The organism is Holdemania filiformis (assembly GCF_003459085.1).
Lineage (GTDB): Bacteria > Bacillota_I > Bacilli_A > Erysipelotrichales > Erysipelotrichaceae > Holdemania > Holdemania filiformis.
The window spans coordinates 81,755-99,677 of the sequence record NZ_QRUP01000014.1 but is presented as its reverse complement, the minus strand read 5'-3'; the positions used below and the strand labels follow the sequence as shown (position 1 = coordinate 99,677).

Sequence of the window (17,923 nt, the reverse complement as noted above, 5' to 3'; positions counted from 1 at the left end):
AGAGTACCTCCTACCGTTCTTCAACCACAACAGTAATGTGGCTGGTGCGCTTTAAAATCTGAGCGGCGTTGCCCTTTGCCCGAGGCATGAAACGCTTCATGGTGATTCCCTCGTTGGCATAGCACGCTTTGACATACAATTTTGATTCATCCAGCTGATGATTGTTGACCGCATTGGCAACCGCTGATTTCAGCACTTTTCCAACTGCTTCGGCAGCGTGGTTCGGTGTGAACTTCAGGATCGCTTCTGCTTCCTTCGCATCTTTGCCTCTGACTAAATCCAGAACAAGTCTGACTTTGCGAGGGGCGATGCGGACAGTTTTCGCTGTTGCTTTGACTTCCATTGTGGCACCTCCTACGCTTTCTTGTCGTCGCCATGACCGCCGAATTTGCGGGTTGGGACGAATTCGCCAAGTTTATGGCCGACCATATCTTCTGTGACATAGACAGGGACATGTTCCTTACCGTTGTAAACCGCGAACGTATGTTCAACGAACTGCGGGAAAATAGTGGAACGGCGAGACCATGTTTTGATGACTTCTTTCTTGCCTGACGCGTTCAGCTTTTCCACTTTTTTCATTAAATGGTCATCACAGAACGGTCCTTTTTTCAAACTACGACTCATTTTAGCTTCCTTCCTTTCGTTTACTTACCGTTGCGGCGGCGTGTGATCAATTTCGTCGAGGCCTTCTTGGCTTTGCGGGTCTTAACGCCCATCGCCTTCTTGCCCCATGGCGTCATTGGTGATTTACGGCCAACCGGAGTTCTGCCTTCACCGCCGCCATGCGGGTGATCGTTCGGGTTCATAACAGAACCGCGGACTGTCGGACGAATGCCCATCCAGCGGGAACGTCCAGCTTTGCCTAAGTTAACCAAGCTGTGATCTTCATTGCCGACCGTGCCGATGGTGGCGCGGCAGTTGCTCAGAACCTTGCGGACTTCGCCGGACGCCAGACGCAGAATCGTGTAGCGGCCTTCGGAACCCAGGATCTGTGCGGAAACGCCAGCGGAACGTGCCAGCTGGCCGCCCTTGCCCGGCTTCAGTTCAACGTTGTGAACGAAAGTACCTTCAGGGATGTTGCGCAGCTCCATCGCGTTGCCGACCTTGATGTCGACCGCTTCGCCGGAAACGATGGTCTGTCCGACCTGCATTCCCTTCGGAGCCAGGATATAGCGCTTTTCACCGTCTGCATAATTCAGCAGCGCGATGTTGGCGGAACGGTTCGGATCGTACTCGATCGTCGCGACCTTCGCCGGGATGTTGTCTTTATTACGCTTGAAGTCGATCACGCGGTACTGACGCTTGTGTCCACCGCCCTGATGACGGGTTGTGATCCGACCGGTGTTGTTGCGGCCGCCCTTTTTGGACAGCGGTTCAAGCAGCGAGCGTTCTGGAGAAGTCGATGTGATTTCTTCGAAGCTCAGGCTTGACATACCGCGACGACCTGGAGTCGTTGGTTTATATTTCTTAATCGCCATTGGATTTAGTCCTCCTTACGCATTTTTCCGGAAATAGCGTGTTCTTCCGATATGTTGATCAGCTTATTCCGAGAATAAGTTGATATCCTGTCCTTCCGGCAGCTTGACAACTGCTTTGCGGACAGCGCTCGTCTTGCCGACGTATTTGCCCATTCTCTTCGTCTTCGGCTTGCAGTTCAGGATGTTGACCTGTTCAACCTTGACGCCGAAAATTTCTTCAACAGCCAGACGGACCTGCGTTTTGTTCGCGCCCTTAGCGACCGCGAAAGTGATCTTGTTGTCAGTGTCCATCAGCTTCATCGTCTTTTCAGTGATGATCGGGCGGATAATGATATCTCTTGCGTTACTCATTATGCGAATACCTCCCCAGCTTTGTTGGCAGCCGCTTCCGTCATAACCAGCTTCTGAGCGTTGGCGATGTCGAAGGCGTTCAGTTCTTCAACTGTCAATAAGGCAGCGTTCGGAATGTTGCGCAGGGACATGAAGGCATTGTCGAAGTCCTCGGCGATATCCGCTACAAACAGCGTCTTGCCTTCAAACTTGAACGCATCCATAACCTTGACAAATTCCTTTGTCTTGATCGCGTCGAACTTCAGCGCATCGACGACAACCAGATTGTTTTCAATGACCTTTTCAGAAAGCAGCGATCTCAGAGCCAGCCGGCGGACCTTGCGGTTCAGACGGTAAGCATAGCTGCGCGGCGTCGGACCGAAAGCGATGCCGCCGCCTCTCCACTGCGGAGCGCGGATGGAACCCTGACGGGCACGGCCTGTGCCCTTCTGACGCCAAGGCTTCTTGCCGCCGCCGCTGACTTCATGACGGCTCTTGGTGTCATGCGTTCCCTGACGCATATTCGCGCGCTGCATGATGAGCGCGTCAAACATGACCTGCTGATTAGGTTCAATGCCGAATACAGCCTCAGCCAGTTCGATTTCACGAATCTCTTTAGCTTCCAGGTTATATACATTTAACTTTGGCATCTGTTATTCCTCCTCTTTTGCTTCTTCGGAATAGCTGATCAGATCCTTGGCCGAAACAGCAGCTGTTCCTTTGACGGATGATTTAACAACAACCAGTCCGCGCTTCGGTCCCGGAACGTTGCCCTTGATCAGCATATAGTTGTTTTCAACATCAACCTTGATGATTTCCAAATTCTGTGTCGTTGTGGTATATCCACCTTCCTGGCCAGCGCCAGCCGTTCCCTTTTCGATCCGGCCGTTGTTACGTCCGGTCGTTGCCAGAGAACCGATATGCCGCATGTTCTTGGATCCGCCATGCGTCTTCGGGCCCATCGTCGCGTTGTTTCTGACGATCGTGCCGTTGTAGCCGCGACCCTTGCTGGTGCCGGTTACGTCGACGATTTCGCCGGCGGCGAACAGATCAACCTTGACTTCGTTGCCGACTTCCAGGTTTGTCATTTCCGTACCGCGGATTTCGCGGACGAAACGCTTCGCTGCGGTCGATGCCTTGGCAGCATGACCCTTTTCAGCTTTATTGGAACCCTTTTCGCTCAGATCTTCAAATCCCAGCTGAACAGCTTCGTAGCCATCGTTTTCCAGGGTTTTCTTCTGCAGCACTACGTTCGGCAGTGCTTCAACGACTGTGACAGGAATCAATACGCCATCCGTAGTGAATACCTGCGTCATGCCAAGTTTACGTCCTAAAATACCTTTCATGATGTCACCTCCACTGTCCTTACAGCTTGATCTCGATGTCGACGCCGCTCGGCAGTTCCAGACGGCTCAATGCGTCAATGGTTTCTGCGGTCGGTCCGACGATCTCGATCAAACGCTTATGTGTTCTGATTTCAAACTGTTCACGCGAGTCCTTGTACTTGTGGACAGCTCTTAAAACGGTTACCACCTGACGTTCTGTCGGCAGGGGTACAGGTCCGACGACTTTCTTTGCGCCGTGTTCCTGAGCAGCCTTAACGATCTTTTCGCTGGCTGTGTCCAGGATTCTGTGTTCGTAAGCTTTTAAACGAATTCTTACGCTGTTTTTTGCCATGAAATCTTCCTCCTTCATTTCATCCGCCTTTTCGGCAGATTCGCTCGGTGTGAATTCCCCGGTCTTCACGCTTAGCTGGCGCTATCGTGACAACGCCGATCAGCGTGCCGGCAACCTCCCACGTCCATGCGAATGCTTCGCTATTATAGCACTCAAAAACAGGCAATGCAACACTTTTTTAAAAAAAGTTAAATACTTAGAAAAACGGCTTCAGATCAAGCTCTTTTCAAGTTTTGAAAATCAATGATTTTGCTTGAACCAAAACAACGCAGATCAGTGGGTCATTGAGAGTATTCCTCTCCTTTTTCCTCCTGTTTCTCCTTGTTTTTCACACTGTTTTTCGCGTTTTTTTGATCATTTTCTCGATATTCGCCGGTTGTTACCGCTTACATTTGCCGAAATCCGCCGTTCTTTTCTATTTTTAATCAGGAAACCTTCCCCCGGACGACTTGTTTTATATTATAATAAGGATATTTCCAGGAGGTGAGCCCATGTTTGAATTTCTAAAATCAAAAAAACAGGAACGCCGATGCGTTGTCGTGGCGTTGCACGGGTTCGGCCGGCGGCGGACGGACGAATTTCTGCCGCTGAAGAATTTCCTTGCCGCCAAGAAAATTGAGCTGATCCTGCCGGAATTATTTAATCCGCGCAATCCGCAGGACGTTGATCCGCAGAAATGGATTCAGCGGGCCGAGGAAGTCGTCGACGAACTGACAGCTCAGAATGCCGACGTGATTCTGATCGGCTTCTCAATGGGCGGCGTCATCGCCGCGCACCTGGCCGCTGTCAAACCCGTGAAGAAGCTGATCCTGTTAGCCCCGGCGTTCAATTATATCAATGTCGGCAACGCCGCAGACTACATCACCGGCTGGTTCAGCAGCCCGAATAAAAAAGAACAGCCGGAAGCCTATCCGCCGCTGCCCGCTGATTTTACTTCGGTGTTCATGAACGTCGTCGATCTGTTAAAGCAGGACGCGGCGATGGTGGAATGTCCGGTGCTGATTCTGCACGGCACGGAGGACGATACGATTGCCGTTTCCTCCAGCCGCAGGATCTACAAGAAAATCCCTGCCGCGCAAAAGGGATTGATCCTGCTGGAAGGCGTCGGCCATGCGATTCTGGACGATCCGGTCTATGCTTCATTGGCCTTGAATACGATCGCCGCGTTCATCGAGGATCAGATTCATTTCTAATTCCGCAATTCCCATTCTATCTGAAATACAAAAGGCTGCCACGCAGTAAATCCGTTTGCGCCGCAGCCTTTTTATGTTTTGCTTTATGTCCTGCTTTTTCCGCTTTCCTGACTATCGCTTCGCGCTGCGCCAGTAAGCGAATGCCGCAGCCGCCGAAAGAACGAACGCCCCGGCGCTCAGCATAAACGGAAACAACATATTCAGATCGTAGACGATCCCCGCGGCCAGCGATCCGAGCACGTTGCCCATCGACTTGATCGCGTTGAACAGCCCGGTGATGACGCCGACCTCGCTGTTTTTCCGGCCTTCCACGGATAAAGCCTGAGTGATCGGCTGATAAACGGCGTTGGCGGTGAAGAACGCCAGGTTCATTGCGATAAACAGCGTCAGATTGCCAGGAATCAGCGCTCCGGCCGCGCTCAGCGCGCACAGCGCCAGCACGACGATCAGCGATTTCTTCGCGTCTGTGCGGCGGATAATCCACAGATTGATGGAGAAATTGGCGATCAGTCCGACAAGACCAATGACCGCTTTGATCAAACCGTTATAGACCGGTTTAAAGTCCAGCTCAGCCTTTAAGAAATAGTTGAACGCGTTTTCGTGGCAGTTGCTGGCGAACCCGGTCAGAAAGACGACGATCAGAAACAGAACCATGACCGTGCTCATCAGACTGCGGGCGCTGGCAAAGGAATTAAACGGATTCACGGCTTTCAACAGCTCGCGCGGGCGAACCGTCTGCGGATCGACAATCGAATCTTCGGCAAAGAACGCCGTGCCGATGCCCAGTGCGATCATCCAGACCGCCTGGACGTTAAACGCCAGCTGAAAGTGAATCGTTCCCAGAACACCGCCCAGCAGATACCCTGCCGCCAGCGACACCGACTGCATCGCCGTATAGACCGCCAGATTCGCGGCGCGCTTTGGAGGTTCGCTGACGTCGATCACATACGCCATCGTCGCAACCCCCGCGCCGCCCGCAAAAGCACCCGCGGCCCCGCGCGAGATCAGCACCATCAGCTCGCTCGATGAAAACCCCAGACTCAGCTGCGCCAGCCCGTAACAAACGCAGGAAATTGTAAAGACCTTCACCCGGCCGATATGATTGCTGAACTCGCCCCAGAATACAGACGTCAGAAATGAAAAGAAGCACATCACCGCCATCGACGTTCCGAAAATCCGCGACGGCAGTCCCATCGCCGTATATAAAGTCGGCGTTACCGGATGATGGAAATTCATACCGATTCCCAACAAGACCGTGATCACCAGCATCCTGAACACTGATTTCTTTTTTGTCATGCTTGCATCCCCCTTATGACTTCTCTATAATACAAGTTAAACCCAGGTTGAAGTCAAGCCGAAAAGGAGAAATGGTATGGATTATTCGATCAAAGAAATTTCTGAGCGGCTCCGCATCCCCGCCTCCACGCTGCGGTATTATGAAAAGCGCGGATTAATCGGTCCGCTGCGGCGCAGCACGGGCCAGGTTCGCGTCTTCTCTGAAGAGGATCTCAAACTGCTGCAGATCATCCAATGTTTAAAACGAACCGGTATGCCGGTCGAAGAAATCCGTGAGTTCGTCGGCCTGATCCGTCAGGGCGACGCGACGTTGGAACAGCGGACAGCCTTGTTTGAGCATCACAAAGCTCAAATCGAACATCAGATTGAACAGCTGCAGGAAAATCTGGCGGTGCTGGAACGCAAGATGAAGTTGTTCAACACGCCGGCCAAATAAACGAATCCCGCCTGTCGCAGAGGACAAGCGGGATCTTTTTTTATTGAACAGAGCGCGGGTGATCCTTACGGTAATCGCACAACGCCTGCTTTGCCTGGCAGCTGCCTGCTTGATAGCTGGCGCACGCCGCACAGCCGCGGTTCTTTTTGGAGCGCAGCCGGATCAGGCAATACGCCGTCCAGCCGCCAATGATTAGAATGACTAGCCCCGTCGCCATCGTCCTTCCCGCCTTTCTTTTCCTTATTATATCAGGATTTTAACAGGGGATGAATGGAAATGACCGGAAGGTTGGACGCTGCGTGATCGTTTTCCAATTTCCGCAGCCACGCTCTGACGCTGAATCGCCGCCGGAAAATCAGCCAGGATAACGCGGCGATTGCCCCGGAGGATGATCGTGCCGGTAAGCGCTGAGCAGCGGGTTCTGCGATCCCTCGCTGTGACAGATTCCCTTCATGCCGCAGCCCGCACAGCCGCCGGCGCAGGCGGAGCCTTTTTGACGATGTTGCCGCCGCAGACTGCGGATTGCCAACAGGCAGGCGCCGATCACCATCAACAATACAGCGACTTCGCCAAAATAACTTTGAATAGCAGCGAGCATTCGTTCTCCTTTCCGCCGATTCCGGCTTTTAAACTTTTGCCGTTTCCTTCAGTTCAACTTCCAGCGTCCGGCTTTCTTTATATGGCCGGATTAACAGATAAACTAAAGCCGCAAGCAGTACCATCGCAATCACCGTGAAGATCGTAAACGGTGTTTCACCCGTGATCAGACCGCCGATCTGGTAGACGATCATGGCAATGACGTAAGCGAAGCCGCACATGTAGCCGATCGCCCCGAGTGTCCATTTCGAATTGTTCATCTCTCGTTTGATCGCGCCCATCGCCGCGAAGCATGGCGCGCACAGCAGGTTGAAGATCATGAAGCTGTACGCCGAGAGAGCCGTGAAATCCGCCGCGATCAGCGTCCAAATCTCATTGCCTGCTTCGCTCAGTTCCCCGCTGTAATGGTAAAGAACACCGAAGGTATTGACAACTTCTTCCTTGGCGATCAGGCCGGTTACCGTCGCTACCGTCGCTTTCCACGCCATATCGCCGATCCAGCCCAGCGGATAGAAGATCCAGGACACCGCGTTGCCGATCAGGGCCAGCAGCGAGCTGTTGTTATCCTCAACCGCCTGGAAGACGCCGTCCACAAAGCCATAGCCCTGTAAGAACCACAAGACAATCGAGCTTAACAGAATGATCGTACCGGCCCGTTTGATAAACGACCAGCCGCGTTCCCACGTTCCCCGCAGCACATTGGATGCCGAGGGAATATGGTAGGCCGGCAGCTCCATGACAAATGGCGCCGGATCACCCGCAAACATCTTAAATTTTTTCAGGATAATTCCGCTTACAATCACCGCGGCCACGCCAATGAAATACGCTGATGTCGCAACCCAGGCGGAATTGTTGAACAGCGCCCCGGCGAACAGACCGATGATCGGCATTTTCGCACCGCAGGGAATGAAACCAGTCGTCATAATTGTCATTTTCCGGTCGCGGTCCTGTTCGATCGTGCGCGAAGCCATAATCCCCGGCACCCCGCAGCCGGTCGCCACCAGCATCGGGATAAAGCTCTTGCCGCTTAAACCGAACCGACGAAAGATCCGGTCCATAATGAACGCGATCCGTGCCATGTAGCCGATATCCTCAAGAATGCAAAGCAGGAAGAACAGCACAAGCATCTGCGGCACAAAGCCTAAGACCGCCCCGACGCCCGCAACCATTCCGTCCTGAATCAGACTGGCCAGCCAGCCGCCGACGCCCATCGTCTGTAAGAAAGCGTCAACGGCGCCCGGCACCCACTCGCCGAACAACACATCGTTGGCCCAGTCTGTGCCCAGCGTGCCGATTGAGATTGACCAGCCGCCCATCGAAATCGCGTAGACCAGCGCCATGACAAGGATGAAAATCGGCAGCGCCAGCCAGCGGTTGGTCACGATGGAGTCAATTTTATCGGAAACCGACATCCGGGATTGATTTTTCTTCGTATAGCATTGATGAATGATCGAACCGATATAATTATATCGTTCATTGGTGATGATGCTCTCCGCGTCGTCGTCCAGCTCATCTTCCGCTTTTTGAATCAGCGCTCCGACATCCGGAACAGTGTTCATCTTTGCCGTGATCTTATCATCACGCTCAAACAGCTTGATCGCGTAGAACCGCTGCATTTCCGAAGGAATTTCTGCAGGCAGCTGGGAGAGGATTGCGTCGAGCACCTTTTCCACTTTCGGGCTGAAACGATGCGCCGGCGGCAAGGCTTGCCCTTGCTTCGCCAATTTAACGGCCAGCGCCGCGGCTTCCTGAATTCCTGTTTGTTTCAGTGCCGAAATCGTGACGACCTCACAGCCCAGCGCCTTGGCGAGCTGCTGCGTGTCGATCAGATCACCGTTCTTGTTGACAACGTCGATCATATTAACGGCAACGACAACCGGAATGCCCAGCTCCAGCAGCTGCGTGGTTAAGTACAGATTGCGTTCCAGATTGGTACCGTCAACGATGTTCAGAATCGCTTCAGGACGTTCGTGAATCAGATAATTCCGGGCGACGACTTCTTCCAGCGTATACGGGGAAAGGGAATAAATCCCCGGCAGATCGGTGATCATGACGTCCTTTTGATCCTTCAGCCTGCCTTCCTTCTTTTCGACCGTAACCCCCGGCCAGTTGCCCACAAATTGATTGGAACCCGTCAGAGCGTTGAATAGTGTTGTTTTTCCGCTGTTCGGATTGCCGGCCAGCGCAATTTTAACTGCCATGTTCTATCCCTCCTAAAATTAGCTTAAGCTAACTATGTGCCTAAAAAAGACAGGCCCTCCGGCCTTTATTCCACTTCGATCATTTGGGCGTCGGCTTTGCGCAGCGATAATTCATAACCGCGGACGTTGATCTCCACCGGATCGCCCAGCGGCGCAACCTTACGCACATAGACTTCGACTCCCTTCGTAATGCCCATGTCCATGATCCGGCGCTTAACCGCGCCTTCGCCATGAAGCTTCTTGACGGAAACGGTGTCTCCGACCCGGATATCCTTTAACGTTTTCATTCTGTTCCCCCCTTTTTATATCATGATCTTGCTGGCCATTTCCTTACTGATGGCCACGCGGGACTCCTTCACCTTGACGATGACATTGCCCTGATTCTGCGAAACGAGCATGACCTCGCTGCCCTCGATAAAACCGAGTGAATTTAAGAAGCGCCGAACTTCTTCCTTCCCGCCGATTCGTTTTACGGCGTTGATCTGACCAGCCTGTGCCAAGGTTAACGGCATCAACCTCACTCCTCCTTTAAGTAAAAAGCTCTGTTTAATTAGCTTCAGCTAACTTACAATCTATATGTTATCTTAGTCTAACAACTATGTCAATCTTTTTTTGAAGGATTTTCCTTTTTTCCGAGCATTCAGCTTGACAAATACTTTTTACTTCACGGTCTGAGCTGGGATTCAGCTCTCCGGCATTCCCCCCCAAAAAAAAGAAAAAGGCCAGGTTCCAGCCTTGATTCTTGTAATCCGAATCCGCTTTCTCCCGCCTGTTTTATTCAAGTCCTCGGCTTATAACAGATCGAGCAATTCCTCAATCCGGTAAATCCGCGGCAGATCTGCCTGGCATTGCTGGCCGGGATTCGCGAAAATCCAGATGGGCTGCATGCCTGCCCGATAAGCGCCGATGATATCGGTAAAGAACGTATCGCCGACAAACGCGATTTCCTCCGGCGGCAGCTCCAGCTGGCGCGCCCCTTCCAGAAAGATTTCCACATCCGGCTTATGGGCCTTGAATTCGCCGGAAATGACGATCACCTCAAACAAATCCGCCAGGCCGCACAATTCCAGCTTACGCCGCTGCATGTGTGAATTGCCGTTGGTGACAATGCCCACCTTGTATTTTTTCTTCAGCTGCTCCACGACTCTGCGCGCCTGCGGAAACACGACGGTGTAATCGCCAAACGTATCGTACCAATCCTGGCACAGCGCGTCGACCTGTTCCTGGCTGAGACCGTATTCCTTTGCCAGCATCGAATACATGTGAATCTTTGGAATTGAACCATATTCATCCCAGGTCAACAGCTTCTGAACAATATTTTCCCGCTCCACCGGTTCATCCCGCAGCTGTGGAAACAGCTCGTCCACTAATTTTCTGACCTTGGCGTCAGCGGCTGCCTGCCGGTCGATCAGCGTGTTGTCCAAATCAAACAAAATCCCTTTAATCCCAGTTCTCATGCGTTCCTCCATAATATTGATTACGCACTTCCAGATAGCACTCCGCATCCGTCTGGTTGATATAAGGCCGGATGAAATACGTGCCGATATTAAACGTAACCGCCCCTAATAAATACCATAAAAAGAAGGAAAGATCCAGCACAAACAGATCCAGCTTGATCCCCTGCGTCATTTCCTGGGAAAGCGCCAGAATCTGCTGCGGATCAAGATCCGGTTCATCCTCAGTCAAATACGGCACAAACCGATAGCTGTACGATTTAACAATCCCTGGAATAACAAACAACAGCGAGTACAGAAACACGATCAGATCCCGCCAGAAACCGGTCAGCGCCACCCGTTTCAAATCTTCCCATTGATTGAAGCAGCGGAACACGTCGTTGGCGTTTTCCTCATCTGTGGACGCCTTTTTCATATAATTCATCAAACCGAAGCTCAGCGGATTCAGCACGATCAGCCGGATCAGCGCCGCAACGGCCGCCGAAAGCAGCGTATACATCAGAACCAGCGGACCAAACAGCGTCATTAAGGAACTCAACCCGGAATAGGTCTTGCCAAACAAAGTGATCGTCATGGCGTCCAGCCACTGCGCCGTCGGTCCGCTGAAATTGAAGTTGATCTGAAAGATCTTAAAATTTCCAATTCCATTCCCCAGCCAATACAAAAGCAAACAGGCGACAAACAGTTTTAAATATTTCCGGCTCAATACCTCTTTCGCCCGGCGTTTCAATTCTGCGCGTACAAACATATAAATCTCCCCCATTCTGATTTCATTTTACACGAAGACTGAGAAAAATCCTAGGATTGCGGCAGATTTCGAGTATTTTCGAAAAAAAAGATCAGGATTGCTCCTGATCCGGTTTGAGAATGACGGCTTATGCCTGCTTTGATGCCTTCGTTTCTTCCTCATCCTCGTCTTCGTCTTCATTTCCGGCAATTTTACGTTTCCGGAAAATCCGGCACAGCCAGATGCTCAGCTGATACAGCAGCAGCATCGGCAGGGCGATCATGATCTGCGACACGACATCCGGCGGCGTAATGATCGCAGCGACAATGAAGATGACGACGATCACTACCGAGCGGCCCTTGATCATCCATTCCGGCCGCATCAGCCCCAGCTGGGTCAGAATCACCGTCACAACCGGCATTTCAAACACCGCGCCGAAGGTGATAAAAATCGTCATGATGAAGCTGAGATAGCTCTCGATTGAGATCGACGCGATGATCGATGTCGAGGCGTTGACATGAATGAAGAAATACAACATGAACGGCAGCGCGATCTTGTAAGCAAACCCGGCGCCGAGAACAAAGAAAAACAAACCGGCGACCATCGCGAAGAAGAACACGAAGTTTTCCTTGCGTTCCAGGCCCGGACGAATAAACGCCCAGATTTCATACAGGATCACCGGCGAACCGAGGCAGACCGCGCCGATCAGTGCAACCTTGATATACTGCATGAACAGCGCCTGCGGCGAAAGGTAAACGAACTGATAGCCCAGCTCCGTTCCCTGTTCCGTCAACAGGTTGACAATCGGCCCCGCGTAGTTGAAACAGATCAGTAAGCCAGCGAACAGAACCGCGATCACGATCAGAATCCGGTTGCGCAGTTCCTTCAGATGTCCGGTCAGCGACATGACCGCTTCTTCATTCTCTTGTTCCTGTTTCTGTTTATGCTTCGCCATACTGCTTATTCTTCGTCGTCAGACTTGTCGGAATCCTTATTATCGGACATGCCTTCCTTAAAGTTCTTAATCGTCTTGCCAAACATTTTGCTCAGCTTCGGCAGCTGCTTCGGACCAAAAATAACAATGACGATCACTAAGATGACTAATAATTCTGTGGTTCCCAATTTTCCAAGCATGATTTTTCCCTCCTGATTTTTAATAAATTACGCGTTATGCGAGCGGCGGCCCGCGGTTTTCGCAGCTGGACGCTGACGGCGCGGTGCTTTGCGGCCGGTATACGTTTCCGCTAACGACGGCGTTTCTTCAGCCGTTTCCGCAGCGGACTGTGTTTCAACTTCCGCGGCTGCGGTTTCGGTCACTTCCGCTTCGATAACCTCCGGCTTGGCTTCTTCTTTCTTCGCCGGCTTGCCAATCGACTTGAACGATTTCGTCACGTCGTCAATCGACTTGTTGACGTCCTCTTTCAGCGACACGATCGGTTCAATCGCTTCCTTTAACGGCGCGCTCGCTTCATCGAGCGGTTCGACGATATTCTCGCGGATGTCCTTGGACAGATCGCCCGTCACTTTCTTGACTTCTTTCAGCGACGCCCCCAGCTTTTTCGCATAGATCGGAAGCTTCTCCGGTCCTAAGGCCACCAACGCGATCACGCAGATCACGATGATCTCGGCAATTCCTATCTTCATACCCCGTTTCTCCTTTGTGAGATTATTATAACAAGTCGTCCGGAATTTGTATAGCGAATATTTATATTTTTATGATTTTATTTTTTGATATATTGACCATTCACGTTAAAACGCAGACTGCCTTACAGGTTGGCAGCTTCTTTTGCAGCCAGCCGCAGAGCTTTTCGGCCTGATCCAATTCCCGCTCAGAACGGCAGGCCAGCTCAAATTTCCAGTTTTTCGTGACCCGGGTTCCCAGCCGGGCGTAGACCTGGGCGATCAATTCTTCAAACTCCTGCTGATCCTGCGGTTCAAGCAGACAATCCATCCGCAGTTGCAGCGTCACGCTCAGCTGGCGCTGGCGGACGATATTCATCAACAGGTCGAAGCCATACCACGTCAGAACCCGCTGCTGCCCGAGCATCAGGACATTATCAGGATGATACAGATCAAGCTTCAGCTCCAGCGCCGCCGCTTTTGTTTCAGGCCCTTCGCGCAGCCACAGATACTGCTGGTACAGGCGGGTATCTGTTTTCACATAATCCAACTGACGCTGCTGAACCGCGACGCAGCGCAGGCCTTCCTGCAACGGCAGCCTTTCCTCGTCCAGACAGCGGCCTTGGGTCCACCGGCTTTTCCACTGACTCGGCGTCATCTCGAATTCCTGCTGGAAATTGCGGTAAAAGTATTTGGAGTCGGAAAAACCGCACGCCTTGCAGATCCCGGCGTTGCTTTCCGCCGTAAACAACAGGCGGCGCTCCGCTTCCCGCAGCCGGCAGCGGCTGACGCATTCTAGAAACGTCATGTTGTCATTCTGTTTCCACAGCTGGGCAAAATAACTTTTCTGCATTTTCTCGGCGTCCGCGGCCTGCTGCAGCGATAGCTTCTCCTCCAGATGCGTTACAATATAATCCATTATCCGGTAATACCGCACAAATTTATCTTCGCTGACCGCCCGAAACTGCCGGTTGACTTCATTTTGAACATTATATTCCATAACCAGCGTCAGACCTAGCTTTTCTTCCATTAACGGCCGCTGACTTGCTTTTTCTTTCTGATTGAACAAAGCATAGGTTTCCAAAATGTCCTTTAAGAAAATACAGTCGCGGTAAACCAGCGATACCTCGCGGGTCTGATCGGGATCGACTAGCGAATCCACCAGCTGAACACGGTCGGCATAGGGATAGCTGACCTGCGGCAGCAGCGCGGTTTCAATCTCTACGCACAGTGCCGTACAGCCTTCGCGCGACGTCATGGCCCACACTTCCCCGGCATTCACAAAAAAAACATCCCCGGCGCTCATTTCACTCAGACGGCTGAACCGCTTCACCTGGGCGCGGCCTTCCAAAATCGCGACAACGTTCAAGGCTGAAGCGGAATACCGCAGCGCCGTCTGATGAAAACGCAGAACTTGAGAAGTAATGTAATCATGTCGGAATGGTTTCATACGGGTTTTCTCCTGTTTTTTATTATACCATTGCCGTTTCTCAAACGCAAAAAGAGATCCGCAAGGGATCTCTTTTCAGGATTTTTTAACGATAACCGAAACTTATTTAATGATTTCGATAACGTTTCCGGAACCAACGGTACGGCCGCCTTCACGGATAGAGAACTTTGTTCCCTGTTCAACAGCGATCGGAGCGATCAGTTCAACCGTCATTTCAACGTTGTCGCCCGGCATGCACATTTCAACGCCTTCCGGCAGCTGAATGACACCTGTAACGTCCGTTGTACGGAAGTAGAACTGAGGACGATAGTTGGAAACGAACGGTGTATGACGTCCGCCTTCTTCCTTTGTCAGAACATAGACCTGAGCCTTGAACTGAGTATGAGGATGAACGCTTCCCGGCTTCGCCAGGACCTGTCCACGCTGTACTTCGTCACGGTTAACGCCACGCAGCAGTGCGCCGATGTTATCGCCCGCTTCAGCGAAGTCCAGCAGTTTACGGAACATTTCGATACCGGTAACAACCGTCTTCTTGGAATCATGGATACCGACGATTTCAACTTCTTCGCCCAGCTTCAGGATACCACGTTCAACACGGCCTGTCGCAACAGTACCACGGCCTGTGATCGTGAAGACGTCTTCGACAGCCATCAGGAACGGCTTGTCAGCGTCACGTTCCGGAGTCGGTACGTAGCTGTCAACCGCAGCCATCAGTTCGTCGATCTTGCCTTCCCAAGCCGGATCGCCTTCCAGAGCCTTTAAAGCGGAACCGCGGATAACCGGAGCGTTTTCGCCGTCAAAGCCGTATTCGCTCAGCAGTTCGCGAACTTCCATTTCAACCAGGTCAACCAGTTCTTCATCGTCGACCATGTCGCACTTGTTCAGGAATACAACGATTGCAGGAACGCCTACCTGGCGAGCCAGCAGGATGTGTTCACGTGTCTGAGGCATCGGTCCGTCAGTTGCCGCAACAACCAGGATCGCGCCGTCCATCTGAGCCGCACCTGTGATCATGTTCTTGATGTAGTCAGCGTGGCCCGGGCAGTCAACGTGAGCGTAGTGGCGAGTTTCAGTCTGGTATTCAACGTGAGCTGTGTTGATTGTAATACCGCGCTGCTTCTCTTCCGGTGCGCCGTCGATCTGGTCGTAAGCTTTCGCTTCCGCCATACCGTTCTTTGCCAGGTGGTTTGTAATAGCGGCTGTCAGTGTAGTTTTACCATGGTCAACGTGACCGATGGTGCCGATATTGACATGCTCTTTAGATCTGTCAAATTTTGCTTTTGCCATTTTGCAAATTCCTCCTAATTTTCCATTCAATTAGCCAAGTCTATTTTAAGATAAACGTCCGAAGAAATCAAGGTCAGATTACTCAGCGGAAGCGTTTTTCTTGGCGATTTTTTCAGCAATGCTCTTCGGGACTTCTGAATAGTGGTCCATCTGCATTACATAGTTGCCGCGGCCCTGGGTAAACGAACGCAGGTCCGTGGAATAGCCGAACATTTCAGACAGCGGTACGAAAGCCCGGACAACGATTGCGTTGGCGCGTTCTTCCTGATCGCGGATCTGACCGCGGCGCTTGGTGATGTCGCCCATCACGCTGCCGAGGTATTCGTTTGGTGCTGTAACTTCAACCGACATGATTGGTTCCAGCAGAACCGGCTTACATTTCTTAGCCGCTTCTTTCAAGGCCATTGAAGCCGCGATCTTAAACGCCATTTCAGACGAGTCGACTTCATGGTAAGAACCGTCGAACAGCGTAGCCTTGATATCGACAACCGGGTAACCGGCGACTAAACCGTTGTTCAGGGCAGCTTCCAGGCCTTCCTGAGTCGGCTTAATGTATTCGCGCGGAACGGTGCCGCCGACGATGCCGTCGACAAACTCAAAGCCCTTGCCTTCTTCGTTCGGGGCAAACCGGATCCAGACGTGACCATACTGGCCGCGGCCGCCGGACTGACGAACAAACTTACCTTCACATTCAGCTTCCTGACGGATGGTTTCACGGTAAGCAACCTGCGGCGCACCGACGTTGCAGTCAACCTTGAATTCACGGCGCATCCGGTCGACGATGATGTCGAGGTGCAGCTCGCCCATACCGGCGATGATCGTCTGGCCGGTTTCTTCATCCGTATACGTCTTGAACGTCGGATCTTCTTCCGCCAGCTTCGCTAACGCCAGGCCCATCTTGTCGGAGTCCGCTTTGGTCTTCGGTTCGACAGACATCTGGATAACCGGTTCCGGGAACACCATGGATTCCAGAATGATCGGCGCTTTTTCATCGCACAGCGTATCGCCGGTCGTTGTGGCCTTTAAGCCAACTGCCGCCGCGATGTCGCCCGCGTAAACTTCCGTGATTTCCGCACGGTGGTTCGCGTGCATCTGAACGATACGGCCGAAACGTTCACGGGTATCCTTCGTCGCGTTGAGGACATAGGAACCTGCGGTTGCCATACCCGAATAAACGCGGAAGTAAGTCAGACGGCCGACGAACGGGTCCGTCGCGACCTTGAAGGCCAGCGCCGAGAATGGTTCTTTATCGTCTGCGTGACGAGCTTCCTGCGTGCCGTCTTCCAGGTGACCCTGGATCGCCGGGATATCCAGCGGGGAAGGCAGGTAATCGATAACCGCATCCAGCATCAGCTGTACGCCCTTGTTCTTGTAAGCGGAACCGCACAGAACCGGGAAGAATTCCGAGGAGCAGACACCCTTACGGATCGCCGCTTTGATTTCAGGAATCGTCGGCTCTTCGCCTTCCAATACCTTCATCATCAGTTCATCATCGTAATCCGCTGCTTTTTCGATCAGTTCAGCCCGCAGCTGCTGCGCCTGTTCCAGCATATCCGCCGGGATTTCCTTGACTTCCATCTTGGTTCCCAGATCATCCGCATAGAAGATCGCGTTCATTTCCAGCAGGTCGATGATGCCGCGGAATGTGTTTTCCGCACCGATCGGCAATTGGATCGCCGCCGCTTTCGCGCCTAAACGATCGCTGATGCTGCGAACCGACATCATGAAGTCTGCGCCGGTCGCATCCATTTTATTACAGAAGACGATCCGCGGGACCTTGTAGTTCGACGCCTGACGCCAAACGGTTTCCGTCTGCGGCTCGACGCCTGCTTTCGCATCCAGAACTGTAACCGCGCCGTCTAAGACACGCAGGGAACGTTCAACTTCAACCGTGAAGTCGACGTGACCCGGAGTATCGATGATGTTGATGCGGTGACCTTTCCAGGAAGCGGTGGTGGCGGCGGAAGTGATCGTGATGCCACGTTCCTGTTCCTGCGCCATCCAGTCCATCTGAGATGCGCCGTCATGGGTTTCTCCCAGTTTATGAGTTTTTCCGGTGTAATAAAGGATACGTTCCGTTGTGGTGGTCTTGCCAGCATCAATGTGAGCCATGATTCCGATATTACGGGTATTTTCTAGCGAAAATTCACGAGCCATAAATTTCTCCTTTCGTAACT

Annotated in this window: 23 protein-coding genes; 2 read left to right on the top strand and 21 right to left on the bottom strand. The window is 52.2% G+C overall.

Annotated features, from left to right (window positions below; translation table 11 throughout):
* Positions 1–10: 10 nt before the first annotated feature.
* The 7 genes from rplV to rpsJ all read right to left on the bottom strand — a co-directional run bounded on the left by rplV (position 11) and on the right by rpsJ (position 3,485).
* Positions 11–343 (bottom strand): 50S ribosomal protein L22, encoded by a 333-nt coding sequence (rplV, locus tag DWY25_RS11780; protein ID WP_006058570.1) that lies wholly within the window; start codon positions 341–343, stop codon positions 11–13.
* Between the two features lie 11 nt (positions 344–354).
* Positions 355–624, bottom strand: coding sequence for a 30S ribosomal protein S19 (gene rpsS, locus DWY25_RS11775; protein WP_006058569.1), 270 nt, complete (start codon positions 622–624; stop codon positions 355–357).
* 20 nt (positions 625–644) lie between these two features.
* On the bottom strand, positions 645–1,478 hold the full coding sequence (rplB, locus tag DWY25_RS11770; RefSeq protein WP_006058568.1) for a 50S ribosomal protein L2: 834 nt from the start codon (positions 1,476–1,478) through the stop codon (positions 645–647).
* A gap of 63 nt (positions 1,479–1,541) precedes the next feature.
* The gene (gene rplW, locus DWY25_RS11765) at positions 1,542–1,829 is read right to left on the bottom strand and encodes a 50S ribosomal protein L23 (RefSeq protein ID WP_006058567.1); all 288 of its coding nucleotides are present in this window, start codon (positions 1,827–1,829) and stop codon (positions 1,542–1,544) included.
* Entirely contained in the window at positions 1,829–2,458 is a 630-nt protein-coding gene (gene rplD / locus DWY25_RS11760; RefSeq protein WP_006058566.1) for a 50S ribosomal protein L4, read from the bottom strand. The genes rplW and rplD overlap by 1 nt, the downstream gene beginning before the upstream one ends.
* 3 nt (positions 2,459–2,461) lie before the next feature.
* A complete protein-coding gene (gene rplC, locus DWY25_RS11755; protein ID WP_006058565.1) occupies positions 2,462–3,154 on the bottom strand; it encodes a 50S ribosomal protein L3 in 693 nt (230 codons plus the stop codon).
* Positions 3,155–3,173: 19 nt separating this feature from the next.
* On the bottom strand, positions 3,174–3,485 hold the full coding sequence (gene rpsJ / locus DWY25_RS11750; RefSeq protein WP_039864127.1) for a 30S ribosomal protein S10: 312 nt from the start codon (positions 3,483–3,485) through the stop codon (positions 3,174–3,176).
* A gap of 491 nt (positions 3,486–3,976) precedes the next feature.
* On the opposite strand from rpsJ, the gene DWY25_RS11745 reads away from it, so the two are divergent.
* Positions 3,977–4,678 carry an alpha/beta hydrolase gene (locus DWY25_RS11745; RefSeq protein ID WP_006058561.1) on the top strand — a complete coding sequence of 234 codons (702 nt, stop codon included), beginning with the start codon at positions 3,977–3,979 and terminating at the stop codon, positions 4,676–4,678.
* Between the two features lie 111 nt (positions 4,679–4,789).
* Here DWY25_RS11745 and DWY25_RS11740 read toward each other — a convergent pair whose 3' ends face one another.
* A complete protein-coding gene (locus tag DWY25_RS11740) occupies positions 4,790–5,974 on the bottom strand; it encodes an MFS transporter (RefSeq protein WP_117895400.1) in 1,185 nt (394 codons plus the stop codon).
* Positions 5,975–6,050: 76 nt separating this feature from the next.
* Between DWY25_RS11740 and DWY25_RS11735 the strand changes: the two genes are divergently transcribed.
* Positions 6,051–6,410 carry a MerR family transcriptional regulator gene (locus DWY25_RS11735; RefSeq protein ID WP_117895399.1) on the top strand — a complete coding sequence of 120 codons (360 nt, stop codon included), beginning with the start codon at positions 6,051–6,053 and terminating at the stop codon, positions 6,408–6,410.
* 40 nt (positions 6,411–6,450) lie between these two features.
* Here the strand turns inward: DWY25_RS11735 and DWY25_RS17750 are convergent, their stop codons facing one another.
* The 13 genes from DWY25_RS17750 to fusA all read right to left on the bottom strand — a co-directional run bounded on the left by DWY25_RS17750 (position 6,451) and on the right by fusA (position 17,903).
* Positions 6,451–6,627, bottom strand: a complete 177-nt coding sequence (locus DWY25_RS17750) for a hypothetical protein (RefSeq protein ID WP_181981802.1) — start codon at positions 6,625–6,627, stop codon at positions 6,451–6,453.
* A gap of 138 nt (positions 6,628–6,765) precedes the next feature.
* The gene (locus tag DWY25_RS11730; RefSeq protein WP_117895398.1) at positions 6,766–7,008 is read right to left on the bottom strand and encodes a FeoB-associated Cys-rich membrane protein; all 243 of its coding nucleotides are present in this window, start codon (positions 7,006–7,008) and stop codon (positions 6,766–6,768) included.
* A 28-nt stretch (positions 7,009–7,036) separates the two neighbouring features.
* On the bottom strand, positions 7,037–9,208 hold the full coding sequence (gene feoB / locus DWY25_RS11725) for a ferrous iron transport protein B (protein WP_117895397.1): 2,172 nt from the start codon (positions 9,206–9,208) through the stop codon (positions 7,037–7,039).
* Positions 9,209–9,273: 65 nt separating this feature from the next.
* Entirely contained in the window at positions 9,274–9,495 is a 222-nt protein-coding gene (locus tag DWY25_RS11720; RefSeq protein ID WP_006058555.1) for a FeoA family protein, read from the bottom strand.
* 15 nt (positions 9,496–9,510) lie between these two features.
* Positions 9,511–9,720: a FeoA family protein gene (locus DWY25_RS11715; protein ID WP_117895396.1), complete on the bottom strand. Its 210-nt coding sequence runs from the start codon at positions 9,718–9,720 to the stop codon at positions 9,511–9,513.
* 279 nt (positions 9,721–9,999) lie between these two features.
* Positions 10,000–10,665: an HAD family hydrolase gene (locus DWY25_RS11710; protein ID WP_181981801.1), complete on the bottom strand. Its 666-nt coding sequence runs from the start codon at positions 10,663–10,665 to the stop codon at positions 10,000–10,002.
* Positions 10,649–11,410: a DUF975 family protein gene (locus tag DWY25_RS11705; protein WP_050766927.1), complete on the bottom strand. Its 762-nt coding sequence runs from the start codon at positions 11,408–11,410 to the stop codon at positions 10,649–10,651. The genes DWY25_RS11710 and DWY25_RS11705 overlap by 17 nt, the downstream gene beginning before the upstream one ends.
* Positions 11,411–11,537: 127 nt before the next feature.
* Positions 11,538–12,344 carry a twin-arginine translocase subunit TatC gene (gene tatC / locus DWY25_RS11700; protein ID WP_006058551.1) on the bottom strand — a complete coding sequence of 269 codons (807 nt, stop codon included), beginning with the start codon at positions 12,342–12,344 and terminating at the stop codon, positions 11,538–11,540.
* Positions 12,345–12,349: 5 nt separating this feature from the next.
* Positions 12,350–12,523, bottom strand: coding sequence for a twin-arginine translocase TatA/TatE family subunit (gene tatA / locus DWY25_RS11695; RefSeq protein WP_117895393.1), 174 nt, complete (start codon positions 12,521–12,523; stop codon positions 12,350–12,352).
* A gap of 27 nt (positions 12,524–12,550) precedes the next feature.
* Positions 12,551–13,033, bottom strand: coding sequence for a twin-arginine translocase TatA/TatE family subunit (locus DWY25_RS11690; protein WP_117895392.1), 483 nt, complete (start codon positions 13,031–13,033; stop codon positions 12,551–12,553).
* Between the two features lie 100 nt (positions 13,034–13,133).
* On the bottom strand, positions 13,134–14,459 hold the full coding sequence (locus DWY25_RS11685; RefSeq protein ID WP_117895391.1) for a helix-turn-helix transcriptional regulator: 1,326 nt from the start codon (positions 14,457–14,459) through the stop codon (positions 13,134–13,136).
* A gap of 102 nt (positions 14,460–14,561) precedes the next feature.
* Positions 14,562–15,746 carry an elongation factor Tu gene (gene tuf / locus DWY25_RS11680; RefSeq protein WP_117895390.1) on the bottom strand — a complete coding sequence of 395 codons (1,185 nt, stop codon included), beginning with the start codon at positions 15,744–15,746 and terminating at the stop codon, positions 14,562–14,564.
* Positions 15,747–15,824: 78 nt separating this feature from the next.
* The gene (fusA, locus tag DWY25_RS11675) at positions 15,825–17,903 is read right to left on the bottom strand and encodes an elongation factor G (protein WP_117895389.1); all 2,079 of its coding nucleotides are present in this window, start codon (positions 17,901–17,903) and stop codon (positions 15,825–15,827) included.
* Between the last annotated feature and the right edge of the window lie 20 nt (positions 17,904–17,923).